This window comes from Halostella limicola, assembly GCF_003675875.1.
Lineage (GTDB): Archaea > Halobacteriota > Halobacteria > Halobacteriales > Natronoarchaeaceae > Halostella > Halostella limicola.
Genome location: NZ_RCDI01000003.1, coordinates 382,263 through 407,948 on the forward strand (window position 1 = coordinate 382,263; position 25,686 = coordinate 407,948).

The 25,686-nt window shown below is 69.8% G+C and carries 20 protein-coding genes and 1 tRNA gene; 10 read left to right on the forward strand and 11 right to left on the reverse strand.

Annotated features, from left to right (window positions below):
* Positions 1–224: 224 nt before the first annotated feature.
* Entirely contained in the window at positions 225–2,618 is a 2,394-nt protein-coding gene (locus D8670_RS15180) for a DUF7282 domain-containing protein (protein ID WP_121818969.1), read from the forward strand.
* Between the two features lie 106 nt (positions 2,619–2,724).
* Here the strand turns inward: D8670_RS15180 and dph5 are convergent, their stop codons facing one another.
* Complete coding sequence (dph5, locus tag D8670_RS15185) at positions 2,725–3,528, reverse strand: diphthine synthase (protein WP_121818970.1); 804 nt, start codon at positions 3,526–3,528, stop codon at positions 2,725–2,727.
* 88 nt (positions 3,529–3,616) lie between these two features.
* On the opposite strand from dph5, the gene D8670_RS15190 reads away from it, so the two are divergent.
* Positions 3,617–4,597, forward strand: coding sequence for a class I SAM-dependent methyltransferase (locus tag D8670_RS15190; protein ID WP_121818971.1), 981 nt, complete (start codon positions 3,617–3,619; stop codon positions 4,595–4,597).
* Between the two features lie 63 nt (positions 4,598–4,660).
* Positions 4,661–4,735: transfer RNA gene (locus D8670_RS15195), tRNA-Thr, on the forward strand.
* Positions 4,736–4,892: 157 nt separating this feature from the next.
* On the opposite strand, the gene D8670_RS15200 is transcribed toward D8670_RS15195, so the two are convergent.
* Positions 4,893–7,712, reverse strand: a complete 2,820-nt coding sequence (locus tag D8670_RS15200; RefSeq protein ID WP_121818972.1) for a M14 family metallopeptidase — start codon at positions 7,710–7,712, stop codon at positions 4,893–4,895.
* 418 nt (positions 7,713–8,130) lie between these two features.
* On the opposite strand from D8670_RS15200, the gene D8670_RS15205 reads away from it, so the two are divergent.
* Together D8670_RS15205 and D8670_RS15210 are read left to right on the forward strand one after the other, a co-directional pair.
* A complete protein-coding gene (locus D8670_RS15205) occupies positions 8,131–13,347 on the forward strand; it encodes a S8 family serine peptidase (RefSeq protein ID WP_162994314.1) in 5,217 nt (1,738 codons plus the stop codon).
* Positions 13,348–13,390: 43 nt separating this feature from the next.
* Positions 13,391–13,789: a DUF8048 family protein gene (locus tag D8670_RS15210; protein ID WP_121818974.1), complete on the forward strand. Its 399-nt coding sequence runs from the start codon at positions 13,391–13,393 to the stop codon at positions 13,787–13,789.
* Here the strand turns inward: D8670_RS15210 and D8670_RS15215 are convergent.
* Both D8670_RS15215 and D8670_RS15220 read right to left on the reverse strand, forming a co-directional pair.
* Complete coding sequence (locus D8670_RS15215) at positions 13,786–15,213, reverse strand: hypothetical protein (protein WP_121818975.1); 1,428 nt, start codon at positions 15,211–15,213, stop codon at positions 13,786–13,788. The genes D8670_RS15210 and D8670_RS15215 overlap by 4 nt on opposite strands.
* A complete protein-coding gene (locus D8670_RS15220) occupies positions 15,210–15,965 on the reverse strand; it encodes an ABC transporter ATP-binding protein (RefSeq protein WP_121818976.1) in 756 nt (251 codons plus the stop codon). Before D8670_RS15220 ends, D8670_RS15215 begins: the two co-directional genes overlap by 4 nt.
* 102 nt (positions 15,966–16,067) lie before the next feature.
* Here D8670_RS15220 and D8670_RS15225 point away from each other — a divergent pair, with 102 nt between their 5' ends.
* Positions 16,068–16,298 carry a hypothetical protein gene (locus tag D8670_RS15225; protein WP_121818977.1) on the forward strand — a complete coding sequence of 77 codons (231 nt, stop codon included), beginning with the start codon at positions 16,068–16,070 and terminating at the stop codon, positions 16,296–16,298.
* A 38-nt stretch (positions 16,299–16,336) separates the two neighbouring features.
* On the forward strand, positions 16,337–17,404 hold the full coding sequence (locus D8670_RS15230) for an enolase-like domain-containing protein (RefSeq protein WP_121818978.1): 1,068 nt from the start codon (positions 16,337–16,339) through the stop codon (positions 17,402–17,404).
* Positions 17,405–17,465: 61 nt separating this feature from the next.
* Here the strand turns inward: D8670_RS15230 and D8670_RS15235 are convergent, their stop codons facing one another.
* The gene (locus tag D8670_RS15235) at positions 17,466–18,176 is read right to left on the reverse strand and encodes an HAD family hydrolase (protein WP_121818979.1); all 711 of its coding nucleotides are present in this window, start codon (positions 18,174–18,176) and stop codon (positions 17,466–17,468) included.
* 112 nt (positions 18,177–18,288) lie between these two features.
* Here D8670_RS15235 and D8670_RS15240 point away from each other — a divergent pair, with 112 nt between their 5' ends.
* On the forward strand, positions 18,289–18,504 hold the full coding sequence (locus tag D8670_RS15240) for a hypothetical protein (protein ID WP_193569435.1): 216 nt from the start codon (positions 18,289–18,291) through the stop codon (positions 18,502–18,504).
* A 23-nt stretch (positions 18,505–18,527) separates the two neighbouring features.
* Here the strand turns inward: D8670_RS15240 and D8670_RS15245 are convergent, their stop codons facing one another.
* From D8670_RS15245 to D8670_RS15250, 3 genes are read right to left on the reverse strand one after another with little or no spacing between them, the layout of a single operon-like run.
* Entirely contained in the window at positions 18,528–18,851 is a 324-nt protein-coding gene (locus D8670_RS15245; RefSeq protein ID WP_121818980.1) for a DMT family transporter, read from the reverse strand.
* 48 nt (positions 18,852–18,899) lie between these two features.
* Entirely contained in the window at positions 18,900–19,064 is a 165-nt protein-coding gene (locus tag D8670_RS21045) for a hypothetical protein (RefSeq protein ID WP_162994315.1), read from the reverse strand.
* Between the two features lie 40 nt (positions 19,065–19,104).
* Positions 19,105–19,584: an 8-oxo-dGTP diphosphatase gene (locus D8670_RS15250; protein ID WP_233752249.1), complete on the reverse strand. Its 480-nt coding sequence runs from the start codon at positions 19,582–19,584 to the stop codon at positions 19,105–19,107.
* Positions 19,585–19,795: 211 nt separating this feature from the next.
* Here D8670_RS15250 and D8670_RS15255 point away from each other — a divergent pair, with 211 nt between their 5' ends.
* Entirely contained in the window at positions 19,796–20,002 is a 207-nt protein-coding gene (locus tag D8670_RS15255; RefSeq protein WP_121818981.1) for a heavy-metal-associated domain-containing protein, read from the forward strand.
* Between the two features lie 135 nt (positions 20,003–20,137).
* Positions 20,138–20,557 carry a hypothetical protein gene (locus tag D8670_RS15260; RefSeq protein WP_121818982.1) on the forward strand — a complete coding sequence of 140 codons (420 nt, stop codon included), beginning with the start codon at positions 20,138–20,140 and terminating at the stop codon, positions 20,555–20,557.
* A gap of 27 nt (positions 20,558–20,584) precedes the next feature.
* Here the strand turns inward: D8670_RS15260 and D8670_RS15265 are convergent, their stop codons facing one another.
* The 3 genes from D8670_RS15265 to D8670_RS15275 all read right to left on the reverse strand — a co-directional run bounded on the left by D8670_RS15265 (position 20,585) and on the right by D8670_RS15275 (position 25,614).
* Positions 20,585–21,211: a trimeric intracellular cation channel family protein gene (locus tag D8670_RS15265; RefSeq protein WP_121819298.1), complete on the reverse strand. Its 627-nt coding sequence runs from the start codon at positions 21,209–21,211 to the stop codon at positions 20,585–20,587.
* 114 nt (positions 21,212–21,325) lie between these two features.
* Entirely contained in the window at positions 21,326–23,368 is a 2,043-nt protein-coding gene (locus D8670_RS15270; protein WP_121818983.1) for a hypothetical protein, read from the reverse strand.
* A complete protein-coding gene (locus D8670_RS15275) occupies positions 23,365–25,614 on the reverse strand; it encodes a sensor histidine kinase (RefSeq protein ID WP_162994316.1) in 2,250 nt (749 codons plus the stop codon). Before D8670_RS15275 ends, D8670_RS15270 begins: the two co-directional genes overlap by 4 nt.
* Between the last annotated feature and the right edge of the window lie 72 nt (positions 25,615–25,686).

The window sequence follows — 25,686 nt, forward strand, 5'->3', positions numbered from 1 at the left end:
GACGACTGATTTCGCAAATATCGGGCGTTAGTGGCTGTCTCCGGCTTTGTGAAGGATTACCACACACATCAACCACCACAAAGCATTTATAACGACGGGACATCGGTTTCTACCGTACCCCTACCCATGGTGACAGTAGCGATTATCGATGGCCGCATCCCGTTCACGGATGCTTTCGCGTCAGAGAAAGCTGCTGTTGCCGGTGCAACACGACAACAACAAACATGACAAGCAACACAGAGAAGTTCCGTGGCCTGTTCCTTGCAGCGCTTATGGTCTTCTCCGTATTCGCAGGCTCTGTCGCATTCGCTGGTTCCGCCGCCGCGGCGAACCAGGTGGATGCCGACGAGAACCTGAATAACGGAGAGACGTACTGGCAAGGTCAGGTCCTCTACGAGGACGGATTCAATACAGCGAACGGTGGAGAAGACTATCAGATTCGTGACGAGGACGGCAACCTCGTCCGTGAACGTACTGCCGACTCCGACGGCTCCGCGCTGATCAGCACGTCGGGTCTCGAAGGCGACTACACGCTCACCACGTCGAGCAGCGGCTCGAACAAGAGCGTCGACTTCGAGGTCGCAGTGCAGGACTTCAACGTCACCGCTGACGACGGCGAGGTCAACATCGCCGGTGACAACACCAACGAGACGTTCAACATCGATTCGAACCGTGGCTCCTTCACGGTGAACGTCTCCGAGGCTGACGGTGACATCGACGCAAGCGAACTCGAGACCGCTTTCGCGGGCGAGGGCGCAACTGCGGTCGGTGACAACGTCCAGATTCAGGTTTCCGGTGGCACCACCATCGAGGGCAACTTCAGCCAGATCAGCGCTGGCGAGTACACCCTCGACGTCGAGGTCAACGACACCGACGCTGCAGACACCGTCGACCTGAACCTCACCCGGGACACGGGCGAGGCTGAGTTCACTCAGTCCGTCGTTACCGAGAACGTCGGTGACGTCGCCGAGGTTACTGTCGAACTCTCGAACAGTGACCAGGGCGCTATCACCATCGGTGACTTCGAGAGCGACGGCTACCAGGCCAACGCGACTGTCACTGACGGCGACGGTGACGGCGAAGTTACCGTCCGGTTCAACACGTACACGGCTGGTAACACGTCGGGCAACCTCAACTCGTTCGTCGTTGAGGCAGCCGACAGCGACGACGACGTGACGCTTCAGAACCAGTCCGCACTGAGCGCCAACGCGCTCCTCGCGAACACCACGTACGACATGTCCGTCCGCTCCGGCACTGACGTCAGCACTGACGCCAGTGACGTGGCGACGCTGAACCTGCGCAGCCGCTCGACCGACGAGCTTACCATCGGCACCGCGCCCGGTAGCGAGGACTTCAGCGAAGCATCCGACGTCGTTAGCGCCATCTCGGACGACAACTCCGTCGCCGAGGGCGACTACATCGTCCACGAGCTCGATGCCAGCGGTCTCGCCGGCATCGCCGCGGAGAACGATGGCCTCTTCAACGCCATCGCCAACAACGGTAACATCACGCTGACGGTCGAGCAGGACCGCCAGCGTCCGAACCGTCCCCAGAAGGAACTGACGCTCGGTAGTCAGAACACGACGATCTACAGCGACACCGCGAACGACTCGTACTACATCGTCGTCGACTCGGAACAGCTGAACAACATCGACGTTGACGACGGCAGCTACACGACGACGCTGACCGTTGGTGAGGAGACCGTCCTCGCCAGCAGCGACGAGGAAGTGAGCGACTCCTTCAACCTCGTCGAGCCGACGGCGACCGTCCAGCCGCCTGAGGTCGAGGCCAACGCTGGCCAGACCATCCAGGGTCAGAGCTCGCTCGCCGCTGGCTCCCAGGTCACCATCCGTGTCCAGAGCCAGTCCAGCGCCAACCCGTTCCTCCTGGAGCAGCGCGCAACGGTCCAGGACGGCGGCTCCTTCAGCGCTGACTTCGACTTCAGCGAGGCCGAGGAAGGCACGAACTTCACCGTCGACGTCCGTGAGAGCGGCTCGTCGCTCCTCGACGAGGCCCAGGCCGGCACCGTCGGTGAGGCTCAGCCCGCTCAGATCTCCTACTCTGGCGGCATCAGCGACGACGGTACTGTCGTGACGGTTGACGAGGTCTTCCTGCCGAACGGCGGCTTCGTCACGGTCCACGACGAGACCCTCGTCTCCGAGGACGACGCCTTCGGTAGCGTCCTGGGCACCTCCGAGTACCTCGAGGCCGGCCAGCACAGCGACGTGCAGGTCGAGCTCGACGGTGCTCTCAACGAGTCCCAGACGCTGATCCCGATGGCCCACCAGGACACCAACGACAACCAGGAGTACGACTTCGTCGACTCCGAGGGTGAGGAAGACGTCCCGTACACGGACGAGAACGACGAAGCAGTTCTCGACTCCGCGGACGTCGAAGTTGGTGACTCCGGTGAGGACAACGAGACGACCACCGAGGACACCACCACCGAGACGACCACCGAGGAGACCACCACCGAAGAGACCACCACCACCGAAGCCACCGACGGCGACGGTGACGGTGACTCCGACAACGACGGCGGTCAGCCCGGCTTCGGCATCAGCGTCGCCATCGTGGCGCTCATCGCTGCTGCCCTGCTGGCCCTGCGCCGTCAGGACTAACTCGGTTAACTAACCACCGGCTCACGCCGGCTTTCGACGCGGTTCCATTCTTTCGCGTGCTACGTCCGATAGCGCGGCTGTCGGCAGAAAGAGCGCGTTTCGGTACTCAGTCGAGCAGTTCCGCCGGCGCGTCCGCGAGGTCGGCGAGCGCGTCGCGTTCCACGTGATGGAGATCGCCCGGAACGACGAGGAGGTGTAGCGGACCGCCGAACGATCCGTCTGCGAGCGCGTCCAGCCGGTCCGCCGCGACGGTCGGGTCCGGACTCCCGGCCCGCGCGACGACGACGCCGAGCGCGTCGGGGTACTCCTCCGCGAGATACCCGGCGGCCGTGTCGGCGGTCATGTACTCCTCTAATTCCTCGTCGCCGGCGCGGGCGATCGCGGCCGCGTTGTCGACCTTGATGTCGAGGTAGACGAGGGTGTGCAGGCCGCGCTCGCGGTTCGCGTCGATCGTCTCGGTGACGCTCGCAGGGAGGCCGTCGGCCCCGTGGGCGTACGCGAACGGCAGCGTCGTCGCCTTGCCGAATCGGTAGTTCTGAAGCCCTGTGAGCGCGCTCGCGGCGGCCTGGGCGGTCGTACCGTGGACGACTCTGGTCTCGATGCCGCGGTCGTGCGCGCGCAGGCGGAGGTCGACGTGGGTCGTCGAGATCATCGTGTCGCCGGCGGTGAGGAACGCGACGTCCGCCGATTCGGCGGCGTCGAGGATCTCGGCGGGGTCCTGCTCGACGCCGGCGCGCTCCCGAACATCGATAGGCGTGTCGTGATACTCTTCGAGCTCCTCGACGGTGGTGGCGACCAGCGTGCTGGTGTAGAACTCCGCGAACGCGCGGTCGGCCGCGCGGAGGGCGTCCCGTCCCTCCACGGTGATCGACCGCTCGTCGTAGAGGCCGAGTCCGATGAACGTGAGCATACCCGGACTCGGCCGCCCGCCCGCTTAACGCTCCGGGTTCGGCGGCGGAAGCGTCAGGCTTACCCCCGCAACCGGCGGACGGGGTAGTATGGAAGCGCCGTGCGTGCGCGTCCCGCGGGAGGACGGCGAGGCGACCCGCCGCGCCCTCGCGGACGACGACCTCGTCGCCGAGGACTTGGAGATCGAGTTCGAGGAAGGCCACCTCTACATCCCCGTCACCGACGCGGCGGCGGTGCCGGACGAGTACGACGTGGTCGTCCGCGACGTCGCCGAGCGCGACGTGCAGGTGATGCCGACCGAACTGCTCGGTTTCGACCCGAGCTACGAGCGTCTGGGCGACATCGTCATCGTCGACGAGGACGACCCGGCGCGCGCGCGGGCCGTCGCCGACGCCGTCGTCGAGTCTGACATCCCGGTGAAGACGGTCGTCAACCGCGCGTCGAAGATCGAGGGCGAGCTCCGCATCCGGGACTGGGACGTCCTCGCGGGCGAGGAGACCGAGACCGTCCACCGCGAGTACGGCTGCGAGTACGCCCTCGACATCGCGGAGATGTACTTCTCCCCGCGACTCGCCACGGAGCGCCACCGCGTCACCGAGCAGGTCGAGGCCGGCGAGCGCGTGTTCGACATGTTCGCCGGCGTCGGCCCGTTCGTCGTTCCGGCGGCGAAGCGCGGCGCGGAGGTCGTCGGCGTCGACCTGAACGAGCGCGCCGTCGAGTACCTCCGGGAGAACGCCGAGCGAAACGGCGTCGCCGACCGCGTGACGGCGATCGCGGGAGACGTCAGAGACGTAGCACCGGACTACGAGAACTGGGCCGACCGCGTCGTGATGAACCTCCCGCACAGCGCCGACGAGTTCCTCGACGCGGCCGTCGCCGTCGCCGGCGACGACTGCGTGCTCCACTACTACGACATCCAGCACGAGGACGACCCGTACGGTCCCGGCGAGCGGGCCATCCGTGACGCCGCCGCCCCCGAGTACGAGGTGACAGTCGAGACGGGACGCACCGTCCGGTCGTACGCGCCCCACGAGGTGAACGTCTGTCTCGACGTGCGACTGTCTCGCTAACGGCGGCGGAATTCGCAATCCTTAAACCGATTATCGCGCCTATGTTGAGTTACGTTACACCCAGCCGGTGTAGCTCAGACTGGCTAGAGCGAATCCTTCGTAAGGATTAGGTCGAGGGTTCAAATCCCTCCACCGGCTTGCCCTCTGCGACGAACGGACGTGAAGAGCGAAGCGGCCTGTGAGGGATTTGGAGTAGACGAGACGAGCGGAGCGAGTCTCGGGGTGGTTCAACATCCCCCTCCACCGGCTCTTCTACGCGCAACTCTCACCGGCGAGCGCCGCGCGTATCGCGACGCTACCGGATCTCCCCGTACGTCCTGATCAGTTCCCCCTCGTAGTATCGCCGCTGCTCGAAGCCGAGCGCGTTACACAGAAGGGTGTGACCCATGAACGAGACGGCGTAGTCGCCCATGCCGAACGGGTGGAGTTCGGTCTGCTGGGCGGGCGGCAGGATCGAGCCGAGGACGCTGATTTCGGCGTCGCCGGCCGCGAGCGTGCCGGCGCTGACGCCGCCGCCGGTGGTGCCGGCGACGCGACCGCCGGCCGCCTCGAAGGCGTCGGGCTCGACGACCGTCGCGGGCTGGTCGACGTCCGTCGTGTAGCCCAGCTGCGGACCCTTCCACATCTCCTGCTGTCTCGGCCTGATCCCGTCGAGGAGCGGGTGGTCGAAGTCCCTGTCGTCGAGGTTGGCGAACCGGACGTCGACGTCCCGAACGTCGGAGGCCTCGATATCGGCGGCGTCGCCGACGTCGAGCGCCGAAAGCAGGTTCACACCCGAGTCCGTCAGCACGAGGTCGCCGCCGGCCTCGACGAACGCCTCGATCGCAGCGAGGTACCGCTGATCGTCGATGCCGCCGTCGTGGGACAGGACCAGTTTGTCGTAGCGGCGCTCGCCCGAGTTCCCGCGCAGTAACCGGCCGACCCGAACGTCGTGAACCCGGAGGCCGTCCATGTCGCCGTCTTCGAGGTGCTCGGAGAGGTCCGCGAAGAACTGCATCGGGTTGACCGTGTACTCCCGCTGCGAGTAGCCGAGCACCTCCTCGGGGTCCGGGTGCTCCTCGTCGGAGTCGAGGACGGTCATCTCGACCTCGATCTCGGCGTCGCCCTCGACCTCGACCTCGACGGACCACTGCCCCGCCTCGGGGCGGCGGACGTACCAGCCCTCGAAGTCGTGTCGTCTCCCCGCCGCGTCGGGATCGGCCCTCTCGGCGAGGTCGATCTCCCGGACGACCTGACCGCCGGGGTTTTCGAGACGAACGGTTCCCTCGGCGGCGTCTCCGTCGCCGGACAGGGTCACCGACAGCGAGTGCGACGATCCGGTCGCGTCCTCGGCGACGCTCGCCCGTCCCGACGGACCGGGTTGGACGACGTCGTGGCGCCGGCGCACCTCGGTCGCGCGGTCTTGCCCGCGGCCGTTCCCCTTTCCGGGGCTCTCGTCGGTGTGCGAGAGGTCGGCCGACGACCGCGTGAGTTCGTCGGTCGTGACGTACGCGGTGTCCTGACCGCCGGTGGCGACGGTCGCGTCCGTGTCGGCGGCCGCCATCTGGGCGTACTCACGCATCGAGATGCGGTAGGCGGTGACGAGGTGACGCTCGCTGTACGGCTTCCAGTCGATCTCAGCGGCGGTGAGGTTGTTCGCGAGGATTATCTCCGGTGCGACCGTGATCGCGCCGAGGCCGCCGAACTCCTCGGGCTGGCCGGCCCAGCCGAGGAACGCGCCGGTGACTTGGTACGCGAGCGAGTCGTATATCGTGCCGTAGTCGAACAGGCTGTCGGGAGCGTAGTCGTCGGGAGCCCACGGCCACGGGTACATCTCTCCGGCGGCGCGGCTGATGTCGTCGGCGATCGCGTCGACGCCGCCCCACTGCGACTCCATCCCCTCGCCGATCCGAATGTTGACCTCGTCGAGGTCGTGCGTGCCGTCGTGGTCGAACGGCGCGTTCGTCTCGAGGTTGAACACCATCGAGTCCGCGATGTACATCCCGTGGTAATCGCAGAGGTACTCCACGTTGTCGTAGCCGCGGAAGTGGTCGACGACCGCCAGCGAGTCCGGGACGACGTCGTAGTACTCGTCGGGCGCGCCGTCGGGTTCGGCCGGCCAGAACGACGGATCGACCCACCCCATCGTCGGATACTGGCGGTTCGTGTCCACGCCGGAGGCGTTCCCCCGCTGGAAGTTGGTGACGCCATCCGGGACCCAGGGGATCTCGTACTCGAGTTTCCGTGACACCCAGCCGTCGGGATTCGTGAAGACGAAGACCAGGGCGATGTCGTCGAGCAGCTCCTCGAACTCGGGCGCCTCGCCCCTCGCGATGTCCTCGATGAGCCGGCACCCGGTCTCGGCGCCGGCCCGCTCGTCGCCGTGGATCGAGAGCGAGAACACCGCCTTCTCCTTCTCGGCGAACGAGTCGCCGCGGACGTCGTTCGTGACGTCGGCGACGTAGATCTCCTGCGGGTCGGGGTCCTCGCCGGTGAAGCGGTTGGCCCAGCCGGGCGACTCCTCGAGGGTGTGGACGCGGACGCGGTCGGGGAACTCCGACTCGAGATAGCGAAGTCCCTGTCCCGTCTCCCGGTACGAGACGAAGTTGCGCGCCGCCTCCACCGGTGGGAAGACGCCGTCCGCGTACGGCTCCTCCAGCTTCCAGAAGGGGTTCGCACCGGGCGAGAAGTCCACGTGTTCGACGCCGCCCGCGTCGAGGACCCCCGCGAGCTCGTCGGCTGTCAGACGTGCGTGCCCCGCGAGCGTCGGCGACTCGCGCGTCACCGCCTTGGCCGGGCGCGGTACCTCCTCGTCCACCGGTTCCTCGTACTCGTCCGCGAACGCCGCCAGCGCGTCGGCGTCGGCGAACTCGAGAACGACGGAGGCCTCGTAGTCGTCCGGCGTGTGGTTGACGACGAACTCACAGCGGTCGGTCATCGCCGGGTCGGTGACCGCCTCGTCGGCGGACACGGCGCCCGGCAGCGCGAGCGATGCACCGGTCGCGGCCGCTACGCCGAGGAACGTCCGTCGATCGATGGGACTGCCCTCGAACGGGTCTCCCTCGTCGCTTCCGCTCTGGTTTTCGTTCGGTTCCGGTTCCACTGATCGGTCTGAATCGTGCATACCCCCACTCATTGTACTCTACGTGGTAATTACTACCACGTAACATCCGGTTCATTACCACATTATAAATGAATTTTCTAGCATAGTTTCTATTTATAATTTGAATAGCTTGGATAACTAACCGATCTGAACTCCGCTTCGAGGGGGCGTCGGGGAAAGTCACCCAGTTCTCTCGAAACCGGGAGAAGGATCGGTTCACCTGCTCCGGTCCCCGTTTCTCGGACTCGATCCGGCCGTATCGATCCGGAATTCATAAATTTCCAAATACTGGTTCGAACTGGTATCACCACAAGACTTACTTGTCGCTTGCAGCTAATTTCGGTACTGATTACCAAAACTGATATCTAGGAATAGAATGTTATCTGATAATTATTCCGAGGACGGTTTCGGTGCGGGAGCGCCGAAACACCTCGCTACGTCCCTCCCTGCGATGTTTCTGGTCGCCCTTCTCCTCGTCTCGGCGACGGCCGTACCCGCCGTCGCGCTCTCGGCAGGCGACGCGTCGTTCGACCAGTCGGTTCGGAACCCGGACCAGACCTCGAACGTGTCGGTCACGAACGATACCGCCGGCGCGGGAACCCTCGACTGGCCGACCGGTCACGAGGACGGCGACGGCACCGCCAGCCCTGACGCGTCGAGCAGATCGGTCCGCGAGGTGACGCTCATCACGGGCCAGACGGTGACCGTCGACCGGCGCGGGGAGGAAACGGTGTACAGCACTGACGCCGAGGAGCCGATGCGGCGGATCTCGACGCCCGACGGGACGTACGTGTTCCCCGAGAACGCCGACCTGGAACGGTTCGACGCGCGCCTGTTCGACGTGGACCTCCTGCTCGAACAGAACCTGACGGACGCGAGCGCCGACGCGCTCCCCGTCATCGTGGAGCGCCGCGGGAGTCCCGCCGAGGTCGGTCGCACGGACGGTAACGCCGACCGGACGCCTGCCGCCGCCCTGCGCGACGACCTGGACCGGACGCGCGGCCTGACCGCGGAGCGCACCCTCGACTCGGCGAACGCCGTCTCCGCGTCGGTCGCCAAGGACCGCTCCGCCGCGGTCTACGAGCGCCTGCGGACCAGCACCGAGGTCGAGCGCGTCTCGCTCGACGCGCGCGTGAGCGTCAGCCTCGACGACGTCTCGGAGCTGACCGGCGCGGGCGCGGCCCGCGAGCGCTACGGCGTCAGCGGGGAGAACGTCAGCGTCGCCGTCCTCGACACGGGCGTCGACGACTCCCACCCGGACCTGCGGGACGCGGTGACCCACCAGGTCGACTTCACCGGGGAGGGGACCACGGACGACCCGCACGGGCACGGCACGCACGTCGCCGGTATCGTCGCGGGCGACGGCTCCGCCAGCGACGGCACCTACACCGGCGTCGCGCCGAACGCGAGCGTCCTGAACCTCCGGGTCATCGGGAGCGACGGCTACGGCAGTCGCTCGGACGTCATCGACGCGATGGAGTACGCGGTCGACCGGACCGGAGCCGACGTGATCAGCGTGAGCCTCGGCGGCCCCGTCTACGAGAACGACCCGTACTACGACGCCGTTCGGTACGCCGTCGACAACGGCGTCACCGTGGTCGTCGCGGCGGGCAACGACGGCCGCGACGGCTACGGCACCGTCCTCTCGCCGGGCGTCGTCCCCGCCGCCCTGACAGTGGGCGCGAGCGACAACGAGGACGATCTCGCCTCCTTCTCCTCGCGCGGGCCGACGCCGGGCGTGGGAGTCAAGCCGGACCTCGTCGCGCCCGGCGTCGGTGTCGCCAGCGCGAAGGCCGGCAGCGACGGGTACGTCGGCTACAGCGGGACGAGCATGGCGACGCCCGCGGTCAGCGGGATGGCCGCGCTCCTGCTCGACCGCGACCCGGGCATGACGCCGACCGATGTGCGGAGCGCGCTCGTCTCCCGCACCGACCGCCTCGCCGGCGACTACGACGCGTTTCAGGCCGGGTCGGGCCGCGCCAACGCGACCGCCGCGCTGACCGCGAACGTCACCCTCTCGCCGACGACGGTCGACTACGGCGTCTTGCGCCCGACGACGAACGAGACGCGCGTGGTCGAGGTGACGAACGACGGCGCGGCGAACGAGACGCTGAACCTCTCCGCGTCGGCGACGGAGATCGAGGGGGACGGCGTCGGCGACCTGCGGCTGAACCGCACGACGCTCTCGCTCGCGCCGAACGAGACCGCGTGCGTGGCGCTCAGAGTGAACGGCACCACGTCGGCGGGCGTCTACTCCGGCCGCCTGCTGGCCGACGGCGGCGAGTACCGCGCGAGCTTCGGCTACGCCATCGGGCACCGCCTGACCGTCACGAAGGACCCCGCCGGGTCGACCAGCGTCGGCGGCGACGAGGTCGTCCTCTACCGCCACGGTAAGGGATCGACGACGGAAGTCGCCGCCCTCTCCGGCGGGCGCGAGGAGTTCCTCGTCTTCGAGGACACCTACACCGTCGTCACCGGCGGCGTCGACGAGTCGACCGGGGAGACGGTCCTCATGGAGGAGACGGTGGACGTGACCGGCGACGCGACCGTTTCGTTCGACGAGGGCGACGCGGTCGCCCACGACCTGAACGCGAGCGGCCTCGCGAACAGGGCGAACCTGACCGCGCTGCGGACCGCCGGCGAGCTCCAGCGGACCACCGCGGACGGCCGCGCGATCACCTACGAGTCGTTCCGGACGTTCGGCGACGCGACCGCGGTCCGGTTCGGCGCGAGCGGGGCGAACGCCAGCGTCTCGTACCTGCTCGCGCCCGAGGACGCGTACGACGAGTCCTCGCCCGCCCACCACCTCGACGCGCCGTCCGCGTACCACCTCGTCTTCCCGACCGTGGGCGTCGACGGCCCGCGCACGTTCGTGCCGGACGAGTCGGACCTCGCCGTCCAGAACGTCACCTACGGCCGGACCGGCGACGAGGCGTACGACCTCGTCCGGACGGTCACCCACGACGCGTTCGCCACGAGGGGGCTCACGACGGCCCGCTGGGACCTGCGCGACCGAACGAGCCAGACCGTGTACGTCACGCCCGCGACGACCGAGTACCGGACCGCGTACGGCCTCACCGCCGTCGCGGCGGACGATAGCTGGCGGCTCGTCTCGCCGATGCTGTCGCTCGGGCCGGGCGAGCGCCGCGCGGTCGACGTGCGCGCGCACCCGTTCACGGTCGAGCGGACCGACTGGCACCTCGGCGCGAGCGCGACCGAGGACAACCTCAGCGTCGGCGCGCGCCTCCAGGCCGACCAGTCGCCGACCAGATTCCGTCACCGATCCGGAGCGGACGGCCATTACGCGGTGTACCGGAACGGGTCGCTTCTGGCCAACGGAACGACTGGCGACGGCCGCGTCGACTACGCCAGCGACGCCCCGGTCGTCGAGAACGCGACCTACGAGGCGGTGCTCACCGGCGAGGGGTCGGACGATCTCTCGACGCGAACGGTCACCCGCTACGCGGCGACGTACCGCCCCGGCGCGGACGTCGCGCCGCCCGAACTCCGCGGGATCGAACCCGGCGAGAACGCCTCGGGCAACGCGCTGTACAGGGACCCCGTGACGCTCTCGCTCACCGCGACCGACGACGGCGACCTCCGGAACGGGACCGTGCTCGTCCGGTACGCGAACGGGTCCGTCGACGCCCCGCCCGGCGGCGAGAACGTCACGAACACCACGGCAGGGTGGCACGAGGCGACCGTCACCCGCGTCGCAGACGGCGAGTACGCCGTCGCGCTGAACGGGTCCCGCGTCGACGACTCGACCCTCCACCTCGACGTGGCGCTGGTCGACGCGGCGGGCAACCTCGCGCAGTCGACCGTCTACGACGCCTTCCGGTCGACGTACTCACCGACGGCGACGCTCTCTGGCGCGGTCGTCGGGCCGAACGGGACCGCTGCGGCCGCGGACGTCGTGACGGCGACTGACTCCGCGGGCCGGACGAACGTCACGCGGACGGACGAGAACGGCACCTTCGCCGTCGAGGTCCTGCGGAACGAGACAGTCGCCGTCGGCCACCGCCAGTACGATGCGGCCGCGGGGAAATTCTACCCCGAGGATGGCGTGGCGGACGCGTATCCGGTCGGAACAGTATCCGCAGACACTTACCGCGATCTGGGGGAGACCGCACTCCCCGAGGGCCACCCGCTGACGCTCCGCGTCGAGAACGAGTCCGGCGCGCCGGTGGCGAACGCGTCCGTCGCGGTCGACGTGACCGCGAACGGGACGACGGTCCCCGTCGGCGAGTTCCGGACGACCGCCGACGGCCGCCTTCCGCCCGACGGCATCGAACTCGCCGGCGACGTGACGGTCGCCGTGACACCACCGGCGAACACGACGCTGGTGCGCCGGACGGTCGAGCGGACCGTCGCGGTCGACGGGCCGTGGAACCTCTCGGTGGCGCTCGACGAGCCCTCGCCCGTCGCGCGCGCCGCCGTCTCCGACGCGACGGTTACGGCCGGCGAGGCGGTGACGTTCGACGCCGCCGACAGCGTCGTGCAGGGCGAAGTCGTCGCCTACGAGTGGGCGTTCGGCGACGGCGCGACGGCGACCGGCGAGCGCGTCACCCACGCTTACGACGCGGCCGGCGGGTACGAGGCGACCCTGACGATCACCGACGAGTACGGCGTCTCGAACGCCACGACGGTGCCGGTCACGGTCGCGGCGAAGCCGGAAAGCGGCGACGGGGGCGGAGGCGGCGGGGGCGGCGGAGGCCCCCCTTCCGACCTCGATCCGGCGCTCGGCGTCGACGCAGTCGTTGACGCCACGCCCGACGGAGCGACGGTCACCGTCGTTCGCGGCCAGCGGGGCGACACCGCCTCGGCGGACCTCCCGGCGACCGTCCGGACCGGCGGCGTGAGCGCGGCCGGCATCGACCTCACGCTGGCCGACGGTATCGACGAGTTCGGCCTCGCCGTCGGTGCGTCCGCCGATCCGCCCGAGGGCGCGCCGGCGTACGACCGGTCGACCGCGCTCGGCTACCTCGCCGTCGAGCGCGACGGCATCGAGAACGAGGCCATCGCCCGGGCGACGATCCGGTTCGACGTCGACCCGTCCGCGCTCCCGGACGGCGCGGACCCGGACGACGTGACGCTGTACCGCTACCGCGACGGCGAGTGGCGCGACCTCCCGACGGCGCGGAACGGGTCCGGGTACGCCGCGACGACGCCGGGGTTCTCGGCGTTCGTCGTCGGCGTCGCGCACCCCGAGTTCGCCGTCTCGGACGCGACCCTCGGCGCGGCGCGCACCGCCGGCGAACCGGTCCCCGTCGAGGCGACCGTGACCAACGTCGGGTCGGCCGGCGGGAACGGGACGGTCGCGCTCACCGCGAACGGCACCGTCGTCGCCGAGCGGATGGTCGCGCTCGTGGTCGGCGAGACGCGGACGGTGTCGTTCGCGCCGGCGCTCGACCCCGGCGTCCACGAACTGCGCGTCGGCAGCGCGACCGCGGGGGTCGTCACCGTCGGCGACGCGACGCAGGACGGGACGGAGACGCCCGACCGGACGACGGACGCGACGACGGGGACGGACGGACGGGACGGCGACCCCACCGGCGACGCGGCCGCCGACACCGAGAGCGACGGGCAACCCGGCGTCGGCCCGGTCGGCGCGCTCGTCGCGCTAGCGCTCTCGCTCGCGGTGCTCGCTCGGCGACGGGTCGGGTAACCGACAGAGGGGACTTACGCCGGATGCGGTCGTAGGGTCGCGTATGACTCACCCGCTCCCGGACGCAACCGTCACGGACGTCGCCGACGAGCACGCAGTAGACCTGGACGCGCTGGAGTCGTGTCTCGACGACATCCAGGCGTCGATGGAGCGCGAGGGCGGCGAGTACGAATACTCCACGCAGCACAACTTCGGGTGGCAGGACGACGACGCCTACTACTTCTACGGCAGCGAGCACATCTGGTCGACGTTCCGGGACGAGCTATCGCACGACGAGGACGTCGTGGCGGCCGCGCGAGCGGCCCACCGGCAGGCGATGCTCAACTCCGCCGAGGAGCGCGACGACGCGGAGAACGTCAGGGAGATGCTCTCGGACGGCAACGAACCGCTGGTCGTCGCCAACATCGAGGACGGTAAGCTGGGGTCCGGACTGAGCGTTTAGCCCTCCAGCAGCTTCCGGTCCCAGCGGGGGACGGCGCGCCGGTAGAGCCCGAGGCCGACGCCGCCGAGCGCCAGTCCCGCGGCGACCAGGCCGCCGAGTAGCGCCGCCGACACCGGCGTCACGACGAGCGCGACGATCAGGATCGGGACGAGCGCGACCGCCACGGCGAGGCCGAACCCGGCGAACAGCACGCTGTCGAAGAGGAACTCGTTCGGCGAGAACCCGGCGAGCAGCACCGTCAGGCCGAACAGGTACAGTTCGATGCCGAGCAGCAGGACCGCGCCGACCGCGACGTGGGCCGTCTCGGCGCCGAACCAGACGACGGCGAGCGCGAAGTACGCCAGCCCGTTCGGAACCGCGAGGACGAGGAAGGCCCGGAACTTCGCGGCGAAGGCGTCGGCGACGTCGACGGGGTAGATGAGGTACTCGTCGGGGTCGTCGAACTGGGTCAGCCAGTTGTACGTCGTGAAGGCCGTCAGTCCGAGGATGGCCCCGAACGAGAGCCCGGTCGACGGTTCGACCCCGGTGATCGTCTCAGTGAGGCCGATGAGCGCGGCGCTGACGGCGAAGAGGACGCCCCCCGAGAACAGCACCTTCCAGAGGCCGCCGCTGCTGCGAGCCACGTCGAGCAGGCTCTTCGTCAGCAGCCCGTTCTCGTCGCCCAGGCGGCGACGCCAGCGGCCGAACGTCGCGTCGGCGGTGCGCGCGCCGCTCCTGGTCGACGGGTCGTACGCCAGCAGGCCGACCGCGGCGAGCGCGACCGCGGGGACGACCGCGACGGCGGCGGCGACGGGCGAGGGGTCGACGTACAGCGCGTACGGCGTGACGCTCGTGATATCGACGCCCGTCGCCCACGCGAGGCCGACCGCCGCGGCGGCGCCGAGGCCGACGCCACGGCCGGGGAGCCCACGCGTCGAGAGGCCGATGAGTGCGAACGTGACGGCGATCCCGAGCAGGAAGGTGGCGCTCGTCGTCGCCCACAGCAGCGGCAGGCGACCGAGCAGCGCCGGGTCGCGGGCGTACGCCAGCGGCGCGACGGCCGCGGTCAACGGGAGGAGGAAGATCACGGCGTAGTAGACCACGTCCTTCACGAGGAAGACCCCGAGCAGTCGGCGGCGCGAGACGGGGAGCGTCCGCGCCGAGAACACCAGCAGGGTCACGTCGCCGAGCAGGTTCTCCAGCGCGTCGCGTCCGACGAAGCCGATCGACCCCGTGTGCAGACCGAACGCGAAGGCAAGCGCGTGGACGCCCGCGACGACCGTGGCGACCGTCACGCCCGACAGCGAGAGGAACCACGTCGTCGCCGCGCCGAGCGCCGCCACGACGAGCGGGAACGCGGCGAAGCGCCGCCCGCCGAACAGGTCGGCGTGGAGCCGCCACTCCTCGGCGAGCATGCCGCGAAACAGCGTCCAGTTCAGGCTCATCGTCCCGCCGGGGCCAGCGCCTCGTCCACGGTCGACTCGGGCACGTCGACGTTCGCGAGGAAGGCGTCGAGCAGGGAGTCCTCGCCGTCTAGCGCCCGCGGGTCGCGCTCGGCGATCAGCTCGCCGCCGCTGACGATGCCGACGCGGGTGCAGATCTCCTCGGCCACCTCGACGTGGTGCGTCGAGAAGAAGAGCGTGTTCCCGTCGGCCGCGTACGACTCGAAGTAGCGCTTGGTGCGCTCCTGGACGATGGGGTCGAGGTTCGCCAGCGGCTCGTCGATGAACACGAGGTCCGGCTCGTGGAGGAACGCGCCGGCGATCATCACCTTCTGCTGTTGCCCCCGCGAGAGGTCCGTCGAGAGCGTGTCGAGCTTCTCCGCGAACGAGAGGCGGTCGGCCCACTCGGCGACGCGCTCCTCGCGGGTCTCGTCATCGAGGCCGCGGACGGTCCCCACGAACTCGAAGTACTCCCGCGGCGTCAGAAAGCTCGGCGGCGACTCCCGCTCGGGCAGGATGCCGACCCGGCGTCGCGTCTCGATCGGGTCGACCGCCGGGTCGCTTCCGAGGACGGACACCTCGCCGGCGTCCGGCCGGAGCTGGCCCGTGAGGATGCCGATCGTCGTGGACTTGCCCGCGCCGTTCGGTCCGAGCAGGCCGAACAGTTCGCCCTCGTCGACCGAGAGGGAAAGTCCCGAGAGAGCTTCGAGGTCGCCGTAGGACTTCCGAAGCCGCTCGGTGCGAATCGCTGTCATATAACCGATAGTTGTACGAGACGATTAAATCCCTGTCGACACCGGCGGTTCGTTTGCTTCGCCCCGAAACCTATTTAGTATCAGTTGTCTAACTGGACAACTATGGAAGCCAGGGCGAAAATAAAGCTGTTCTCGCACGTTAGTTTCGCCTGTATCGTCGCCGCGGGAACGGCGATACTGCTCGCCGGCTTCCCCATCGTGTCCGTCGACCTCGCCGCAGTCGCGGAGGTATCGCTTCCAGCGACGCCGCTCGTCGGCGTCGCCGGCGGAGCGATCGCCGCGCTCCGCTTCTGCCGGTACCTGCGCCGGAAGTTCGGCGCCCGGCGGCGATAGCCGGTACGGTTTTGCCCGTCCGCCGCGGATCCGCTGTCGTGACAACCTACGACAGCGTCGCCGACCTGCCGGTTCGGATCGACGACGTCGCGCTGACCCGCCGCGAGCGGGACACGTCGAGCGGGTTCACGCGCGTGACGACCGAGGTCGCCCTCTCGGGCGAGGGCGAGACCGGCCGAGGCGAGGACGTGACGTACGACGCCGAGGACCACGACGCGTTCGACGCCGCCGACCTCGACGTGACGGGCGAGTACACGGTCGACTCGTTCTCCACCGCCGTCGGCGCGGCCGACCTGTTCCCGGCCCGCGACCCTGAGATGGCCGCGGCCCGGCACTACCGCCGGTGGGCCGTCGAGAGCGCGGCGCTCGACCTGGCGCTGAAGCAGGCCGGCGAGTCGCTCGGGAGCGCCCTCGACCGGTCGTACGACCCCGTCGAGTTCGTCGCGTCGACGCGCCTCGGCGACCCGCCGTCCGCGGACCGCGTGCGCGACCTGCTCGACGTCGTCCCGGACCTGGCGTTCAAGCTCGACCCGACATCCGACTGGGACGCCGCTCTGGTCGACGAACTGGCCGAAGTCGCGACGGTTCGAGTGCTCGACCTGAAGGGCAAGTACGAGGGGACCGACGTCGACCAGTCGCCCGACCCGGAGCTGTACCGCCTCGTCGCCGACGCGTTCCCGGAGGCCGTGATCGAGGACCCCGCGATAACCGACGAGACGCGGCCGGTCGTCGACGACGTCGCCGACCGCGTCTCCTGGGACTACCCGATCACCGGCGTCGACAGCGTCGAGTCGCTCCCGTTCGAGCCGAACTGGCTCAACGTCAAGCCGTCGCGGTTCGGGTCGGTCGAGTTGCTGTTCGACACCCTCGACTACGCGAGCGAGCGGGGCGTCCGCCTGTACGGCGGCGGACAGTTCGAACTCGGCGTCGGTCGCCGGCAGATACAGGCGATCGCGTCGCTGTTCTACCCCGACTCGCCCAACGACGTGGCGCCCGGCGGCTACAACGACCCGGAGGTCCCGGCGGACCTGCCGTCGAGCCCGCTCGCGCCGCCCGAGCCCTCGGCCGGGATCGCGGCGGCCGACTCGACCGCCGACCCGACGTAGCCGGCGCGAACCCGGCGGGGGCGACGCGGCTCCCGCTCGCTCTGACCCGCTGCGGGTCCTCTCACTCCTGCCGGTCGGTCGACTGCGCGGACTCCCGTCGCCACGGCGGCGGGAGCAGGTCCCGGATCGATCGCCGTACGTAGTCCGGCTCCTCGCCGCTCGGCGTGCTCCCGTCGGTCTCGGACGCGATCCACGCCGATTCGACGCCGCTGGCCGCCGCGCCGGCGACGTCCGCGCGGGGCGATGTCCCCACGTGGACCGTCTCGGCCGGCGACGCGTCCAGGGCCGCCATCGCCACTTCGAACGGTTCGGGGTCGGGCTTCGGCGCGGTCTCGTACCCCGCCAGCACCGTCGCGTCGAACACCGATCGGAGCCGCAAGGCGTCTATCTTCGGCGACTGCGTGTCCGGCCCCCCGTTGGTCACCAGCCCGAGGTCGTACCGGTCGGCGAGCGCGTCGAGCGCCTTCCCCGCGCCGGGCAGGAGGCGCACGTCGGTGTAGTCCCGCGTCACCTCGTAGGCGTCCGCGACGAGCCGCCCGAGATCCGGGCTCCGTCCCTTCCGGCGGGCCAGCCGCTCGAAGCAGGTCGTCCGCCGGTCGACGACGCTGCCCGTCCCGCCGATCTCCCGGGCCTCCCGCCGGTACTCCTCGACGGTGAAGAACGGGTCGACCCCGACCCTGTCGAAGGCGGTCGCGAGGACCTCCCTCGACGGGCGGCGCTGTTCGCACAGCGTCCCGTCGAGGCCGAACAGAACCGCGGTGACGCCGGTCATGTCAGTTCGTTCCGAACGATCGGGAAATAAACTATTGGTGAATCGCAGCGGAAACGCCTCGATCGTTTGAACGGCGACCAGCTATATGCCGTCGCCGCTCCAAACGGGGCCCGTGACGGACAGACCGGCGCGGACCGCGATCGCGAGCGCCCTCGGCAACTGGCGGCGCCACGCCGTCGCGGCGCTGCTGGTCGCCGCTGCCTTCGGCTGCGCCGCCCTGCTCGCCTCCCGGACGGCGACCTACGGCGCGTTCCTCGTGGCGTTCGCCGTGTGGATGGGCTGGTTCGTCCTCACTGCAGTGGACGTGATCCGCGAGGCGGAGTTCTGAGCCGCGCGGACCGTCGTCGCGGATCAGTGCGTCCCGGAGACCGAATGCAGGCCGACGATGCCGACCACGATGACGCCCACGAACGCCAGTCGGGCGAGGTCGGCGGGCTCGTCGAAGAGGACGATGCCGAGCGCGGCGGTGCCGACCGCGCCGATGCCCGTCCAGACGGCGTACGCGGTCCCCACGGGCAGGGTTTCGACTGCCTTCGCCAGCAACACCATGCTGATGGCGAGGGCCGCGACGGTCCCCGCGGTCGGGAGGGGGTTCGACAGTCCGTCGGAGTACTCCAGCCCGACGGCCCACGCTATCTCGAACAGTCCGGCGACGATCAGCAGGTACCAGGACATATAGCGGGAACCGACCGCCGGAGGCATGACGGTTTCGCCGCGGGCCGACTACCGTCGCCACTCGTAGAACCACCAGCTCAGCCCCCACAGCAACAGCCCGGCGCCGAGCGCGGACGAGAGCGGCTCGGGGACGATAAACAGGACGAAGCCGACCACGATCAGCACCGACGGTTCGATCTCGTTCCAGTACTCGGCGAAGGTTGGACGCGCCATGCGGGACGTACGGCGGCTACCGCCATAGCGGTACGCCCCATCAGAACTCGACGCCGAGGTCCACCTCGTACCGCAGCAGCGACTCGCCGTCGTCGCTCAGGACGAACTCGCCCACGAACGTCTCGCCGGCGAGGAGGTGCGGGAACCAGATCCGGTCGTCGACCCACATCTCCCCGTACGGCGGGTCGTCCGCGGGGTGCCACTCGGGGACCGCCTCTTCGGTCGCGACCGGCTCGCCGTCGACGCCGTCGGCGGCGAACGCGTGGACGCGCATCGAGTCGTCGTCCGGGTCGCCGTCGCGGAAGTGGAAGCCGAACTCGCCGCGCTTCTCCACCCCCGTCGGGTCGACGCGGAGCTCCTCCCGGACTTCCCGCCGGGCGGCCTCCGCTGGCGTCTCCCCGGGTTCGACCTTCCCGCCGGGGCCGACGAGCTTCCCCTCGCCGACGCCGCGTTGCTTGCGGATGAGGAGGAGTTCGCCGTCGACGACCGGGTGACACAGCGTCGCCTCCTCCACCGTCACGCTCGGACCCCCTCCTGACTCGCCTTCGGTCGGACCGTCCGTTCCGTCGCGCCGCCCGGCCCTCTCGCGCGGGCGGTCAGTTGGTCGATCGCGTCGGCCATCGCGTCGTCCCGACGGCCATCGCCGCCAAAGCGTTTTCGCCGGGCGCGGCGGTCGGGATGGTCGGGGCGTCGTCAAAAGGGTAAAACGTCCGAGCGCCCAAGGGTCGACCATGTCCGAGAGCCGCACCATCGACGTCACGGGGATGTCCTGCAACGGCTGCGAACAGAACGTCGAGGACGCGCTGGAGGCCCTCGACGGCGTCCGGAGCGCCGAGGCGAACCACGAGGGCGGCACCGTCGAGGTCGTCGCCGACGACGTGAGCGACGACGACCTCGCGAACGCGGTGCGCGACGCCGGCTACGAGGTCGTCGCCTAGACGACCCGTCGCGGGCGGTCGTTTCTCTCACAGTCACAGGCGGTCGCTTCTCTACGTTCGCCCGCGCCGCGGGCTCGTCGGCGCCCTAGATACGTCGTGACAAGGTTTATTTGACGGTGCTTTGAATAGTGTTGCATGGTTAAGAGCACCGTTCGATTTCCTGAGGCGGTCGTCGAGGAAATCGAAGCACTCGTCGACGAGGGCGTCGTGGAGAGCAAATCGGAGTTCTACCGCTTCTGCTCGGAGTACGTCCTCGCCCAGCGGCTGGACGATTACGAGCCGCGGACCCTCGACTTCGACGACCTGAAGGCGGAGCTCATCGAGGACTCCGTCGGCCGGGACGAGGAGAGCATCTCCTTCCTCGAATCCCTCCTGTTCGTCCGGAAGCAGGCGCTGCGCGGGAACGTCCGCGATGCGGAGGACTTCATCGACCACCACTACGACCCCGTCGACAGGGACGCGGTGCTGCTCGAAGAGCTCCTCTCCTTTTACCGCGAGTCGGACTCGGAGTCGTCGGCGACGCCGCGGCGGTCCGTGCAATCCGAACAGCGCTGACCGTTCCGCCCGCTATCTCCGCCCGCGCTACCCGTCGTCGCCGAGCTCCTCGCCCGTCGGTTCGAACGCCCGCGCCGTCGGCAGCGTCCACCCGCGGGCGACGGCGGCCATCCGCGTCCCGACCGTCACGGCGGCGCAGGCGGCAGCGGCGACGCCCTCCGCGCCGGCGACGGCCGTCACTCCCCAGTACGCGGTCCCGCCGAGCACCGCGGGGCTCGCGTAGAAGTCCTCGAACAGCACGAACGGCGAGCGGTCGAGGAGGACGTCGGCGCACGCGCCGCCCCCGACCGCGTTGATCGTCGCGATCGCGACGACGCCGAACGCCGAGACGCCGGCGTCGGTCGCGACGATCGCTCCGGCCGTGGCGAACGCGGCGAGCCCGACGGCGTCGGCGACCAGCGTGAGTGGGTGGTCGTCCGGCGAGTCGAGCGCGACGCTCGCCCCGACGGCCAGCCCCACGCCTAGCATCCCGAGGCTGATCTCGCCCATCGACCTGAGCGCGAGCGGCACGCGGTTCACGAGGACGTCCCGCGTGGCCCCGCCGGCGAACGCCGTGACGAGGCCGACGACGGCGATCCCGAACAGGTCGAACTCCTCGCGTATCGCCTTGGTCGACCCGACGAGGGCGAACGCGACCAGTCCGATCGTGTTCATCACTGCGAACGGGTCGGCGAGCAGCGCTCCGACGAACTCCGGTACCACTGCCCTCGGCTACCGGACTGAGCGTATTGAGCGCTACGCATCGCCACTGCGTCGCTCCCGGCGCCGTCAGACGAACGGGTAGAAGAGGTCCTCGTCGCCCCGCCAGTGGACGGTACCGTCGAACGTCGGCACGAGGTTCTCGGTCTCGATCAGCTCCCGCAGTTCGGGCCCGGTCGCCGCGAACCGGGAGGGGGCGGCGCAGAACCGCGCCGGGAGGTCCCGCAGCTCCGGCCGCCAGACGAACCCCGCTTCGGGGATGTACGGGTACGCCTCCACGTCGAACAGGTTGTCGTCGATCGGTTCGACGGTCGCCGGGGTGCAGTAGAGCGTGACGTTCCGCACCAGCTGCTGGAACCCGTCGCCGACGGCTCGCAGTCCGGCGCCGTCGGCCGGATCGGACTCCCCGGCGGCGACCGCGTACCGACGTGCCTGGTCGACCGTGAACCCCCTGGCGAAGAGGCCGAGGAGCCGCTCGCGCACCGCCGGCGCGAGCGGCCGGTCGCCGTCGAGCGCGAACCCGCCGACGCTCCCGCTTCGCACGCAGTCGAAGCCCGTCTCGACCGAGCCGGGGCCGTCGAGGAAGAACAGCCGGGCGTTCGACGCTTCGAGGCGGTCAGGCCGCAGACGGCCGTCCGGGCAGTCGAGCCCGCCCGCGCAGTCGCCGACGAAGTGGACGAAGTCGGCCCCGCGCTCGAACAGCGCGGCGAGGTCCGCCCGGGGGACCGCGTCGCGCGTCTCGACCTCGACGGAGTCGGGCCCGTGGCGCCGGAAGAGCGCCGCCGCGCCGTCGCGGACCGAGCGCCGCGACGGGTCGTTGCAGACGACGACCACCCGCCCGGTGCCGTCGCTCCGGTCGAGGTAGGCGGAGGCGTGCTCGTACGCCGCCGGGATCGGCCGGAACCAGTCCGCCACCGGTTCCGACTCCGCGTCGTCCGCCATCCAGGCGATCGCGCTCCCGTGCGGGGCGCCGGTCGCGAGCCGGTCGGGGAGGAGGTCCGCGACCTCGCCGGCCGCGGCCGCCCCGTCCGTCCCGCGTCCCCGATCCGAGTCCGGATGGAGGATCACGGGCAGGTACCGGAGCAGGTACGGGAGCGCCGTCGCGTTCTCCGGGGTCGGCTCGACGTAGCTCACGAAGTGCCACTCGGGCAGCGCCGGGCTGATGCGGCCGAAGTCGACGTCCAGGTACGCCCGTAGCCGCTCGACGTCCGAGTAGTCGTCGCACCGCGCGGTGTCGAGGTCCACCAGGGAGAGCAGGTCGGACTGCTCCGGCGACGCGGTCGCGTTCCGGTCGTACTGCACGAGGCTGTCGAGGAGGAACACCCGCCTGAGCAGCGTCGCGGCGTCGTACCGGAACTCCGGGGGCGGCGCGAGCGAGTGTCTGAAGTCCGTTCCCGGCGAGTACAGTAGCGGGTCTCCCGCTCCGACCTCGACCCGCGCGCCGAGGTAGTACGCGAGCGGCGCGACGTGAAACAGCGCGTCCATCCTGTCAGGGACCCGGACGACGAGGTCCGTCTCCGGCACGAAGTCCGTGACGGCCGCGGGGACGTCGATCTCGTCGCCGAAGGCGATCCGCGGCGGGTGCCGCCTGAACTCGTCCATGGCTCGCGCGGAGTCGGTCCGCTGCAGCGCGGCGGAGAAGTTCGTGACGGCGGCGGCGAGTCCCCGCGTCGTCGGCGGGACGGTGATCGTCTGCCGCGGGACCCGAATGAAGCTCAGGAACCCGATCGAGACGCGCTCCGGCTGCTCGAACGACAGCGAGACCTCGTCGTCGTCCGTCGTCGTGACCGTCGCTGGACCCTCGAACCGCACCGTGATACGGATCGGCGGCTCCACGCGAAGCTGGTAGTTCCCCCGGGACAGCTGGTGCTCACCCTTCGAATCGAGGACTGTCCGGTTCGCCAGCGTCCCGTCGGCGTCGACCTCGGCCAGCTGCGGGTACTTCGACGGCAACGTCAGTTCGGTCACCCGCCCTCCGACTGCCGCGTCGATCTGCTGCGGGAACGAGTGCGTCCGCCCGACTTCGTCCCAGCCGACGGTCTCTACCTCCGCGGCGTTGTTCCGGCGGTCGACCGCGCGGACGGTCGCGTCGACCACCTCCACCTCGATCACGTCGCCTTACCTCCGTTCGCGTCCGTGTACACCTCGAACCGCGCGCCGCCGTCCGCGGCGTCCGCCACTTCGACCGTCCAGCCGTGGCCGGCGGCGATCTCGGAGACGATGGCGAGGCCGAAGCCGGTTCCGCCCCGGTCTTTCGCCGTCGAGACGCCCATCTCCGTCACCTCGTCTTTCATGTCGTCGGGGACGCCCGGGCCGTCGTCGGCGACGTAGAACCCGTCCTCGAACGCGCCGACGCGAACCGACACGTCGTCGCCTCCGTGGAACGCGGCGTTCCGGAACAGGTTCTCGAACAGCTGCTGGAGCCGCTCGGCGTCGCCCTCGACCGTCGGCAGGTCCCCGATCGACACCGTCGCGTCCGCGGTGTCGGCGCTCTCCCACGACGCCTCGGCGACGGCGGCGAGGTCCACCGGGTCGACCTCGCCGACGGCCTCGCCCTCCCGGGCGAGCGTGAGGATGTCCTCTATCATGCGGCTCATCCGCTCGTGCTCCTCCTCGACCACCGCCAGGTGCTCGTCGTTTCCGGTCTCGCGCGCCAGTTCGAGGTAGCCGCTCGCGCTCGACAGCGGGTTCCGGAGGTCGTGGCTGACGACCGACGCGAACGCGTCGAGCCGGTCGTTCTGACGCTCCAGTTCGCGCTCCCGCTCGACGAGCTCGCCGATGTCGGTGTAGATGATGTACCCGCGCTGCCTGTCGTCGCCGCTGGAGACGGGGACGCTCCGGAGGAGAAACGGCGCGGGGCCGTCGACAGTCAGCCGCTCGACCTCCCTGTCGAGGTGCTCCCCGTTCCGGATGGACGCGTACAGCTCCCGTGCCTCGTCCCGGTCGTCGTTCCGAACGAGCAGGTCCAGCGCGGACTCGCCGACGGCGTCGTCCGGTTCGTACCCGAACAGACGGACGAACGCGGAGTTGACGCGCTCGATCCGCGGCTCCCCGTCGGCGAAGACGTACTGGATCGCCGCGTCGGGGATGTTCTGAAACAGCGCGGCGAAGCGGTCGCGCTCCCGCGTGACCGTCTGCTCGTACCGCACGCGCTCGACGGCGTGGGTGACGTGGGCGACGAGGAGTTCGGCGAGCTCCCGGTCGGACTCCGTGTACGCGCCGGGCTCGTCGGACACGGCCTGAAACACTCCGATATCGCCCACGGGGATCGACAGCGCCGACCGGAACCGCGAGTCGGTCGGCGCCGCCTCCGACGCCTTCCGGACGTCCTCGACGAGGACGGTTCGGCCCTCGCGGTACGTCCGGCCGATGACGCCCTCGTCGACGCCGAGTCGCTCGTTCAGCGACTGCGGCCGGTCGGCGGTCGCCGCGAGCGGGACGAACTCCCCGTCGACGGGCTCCGCGACGACGCAGGCGTCGAACTCGAGGACGTTGTTGGCGCTCTCGATCGCGATCTCGTAGATCTCTGACTCGCGGTCCGTCGCCTCGAGCACCGAGGCGACGTCGTGCAGGCGCTCGACCTTCTCGTCGATGCCGCCGTCCACCTCGCCCAGCAGGGCCGCGCCGTCGCCCGCGTCGAACACCGTCGCGCTCCCCGCCGGACGATACCGGACCTTACCGTACTCGTCCGTTCCCTCGGCCGGCATCGTCTCTACCTCGCAGAGTCGGTTCTCGACCGCGAGCGTCGTCGAGCGGCGTTCGCCCCCGAGCGCGGCCTCGTAGAGCGCCTGCAGGTGTGCGGTTACGGCGGGGTCGAACGGGGCGTCGTCCACGCGCGAGCCCTCCAGGTCCGCCGGGTCGACGCCCCCGTCTTCCCAGCCGCCGACGACCGCCGCGTGCCGGCGATCGGCGTCGAACAGCGCGACTATCGCCGGGCGGTCGCCGACCGCGAAGTCGAGCGCCGACTGGTACGCCGACCGCATCTCGGTCTCCGCGGCGTCGACGGCGGCGTCGACCCGTCGCGCCAGCAGCGGCGCCCAGTCGTCCACTGCGCCCCGCATCTGGACGCAGTCCGTCGCCCCCGCCTCCAGCACAGCGGCCGGTGTCGGCCCGTCGTCAGCCGTGAGCGCGACGAGCGGGACACCGGGTAGGGCCGCGCTCGCGGCGGCGATGTCGTCGAGCGGCCGCTCTCCAGTGGTGTGAGAGACGACGCAGTCGATCGAGGGTTCCCGCGGTCCCGCCGCGGTCGTCGCGTCCCGCTCGACGACGACCGTCGCCCCGTCCTGGGACAGCGCGTCGGCTATCCGCGACGCGTCCCCGTCGGCGAAGAGCAAAATCGCCCTGTCCTGTGAACTCATACCGGTCTTACTCGACCTATCGTGCGAGGGAACGTATACCCGTTGCGGCCCCGCGGCAGTGTGCGGCCCCCG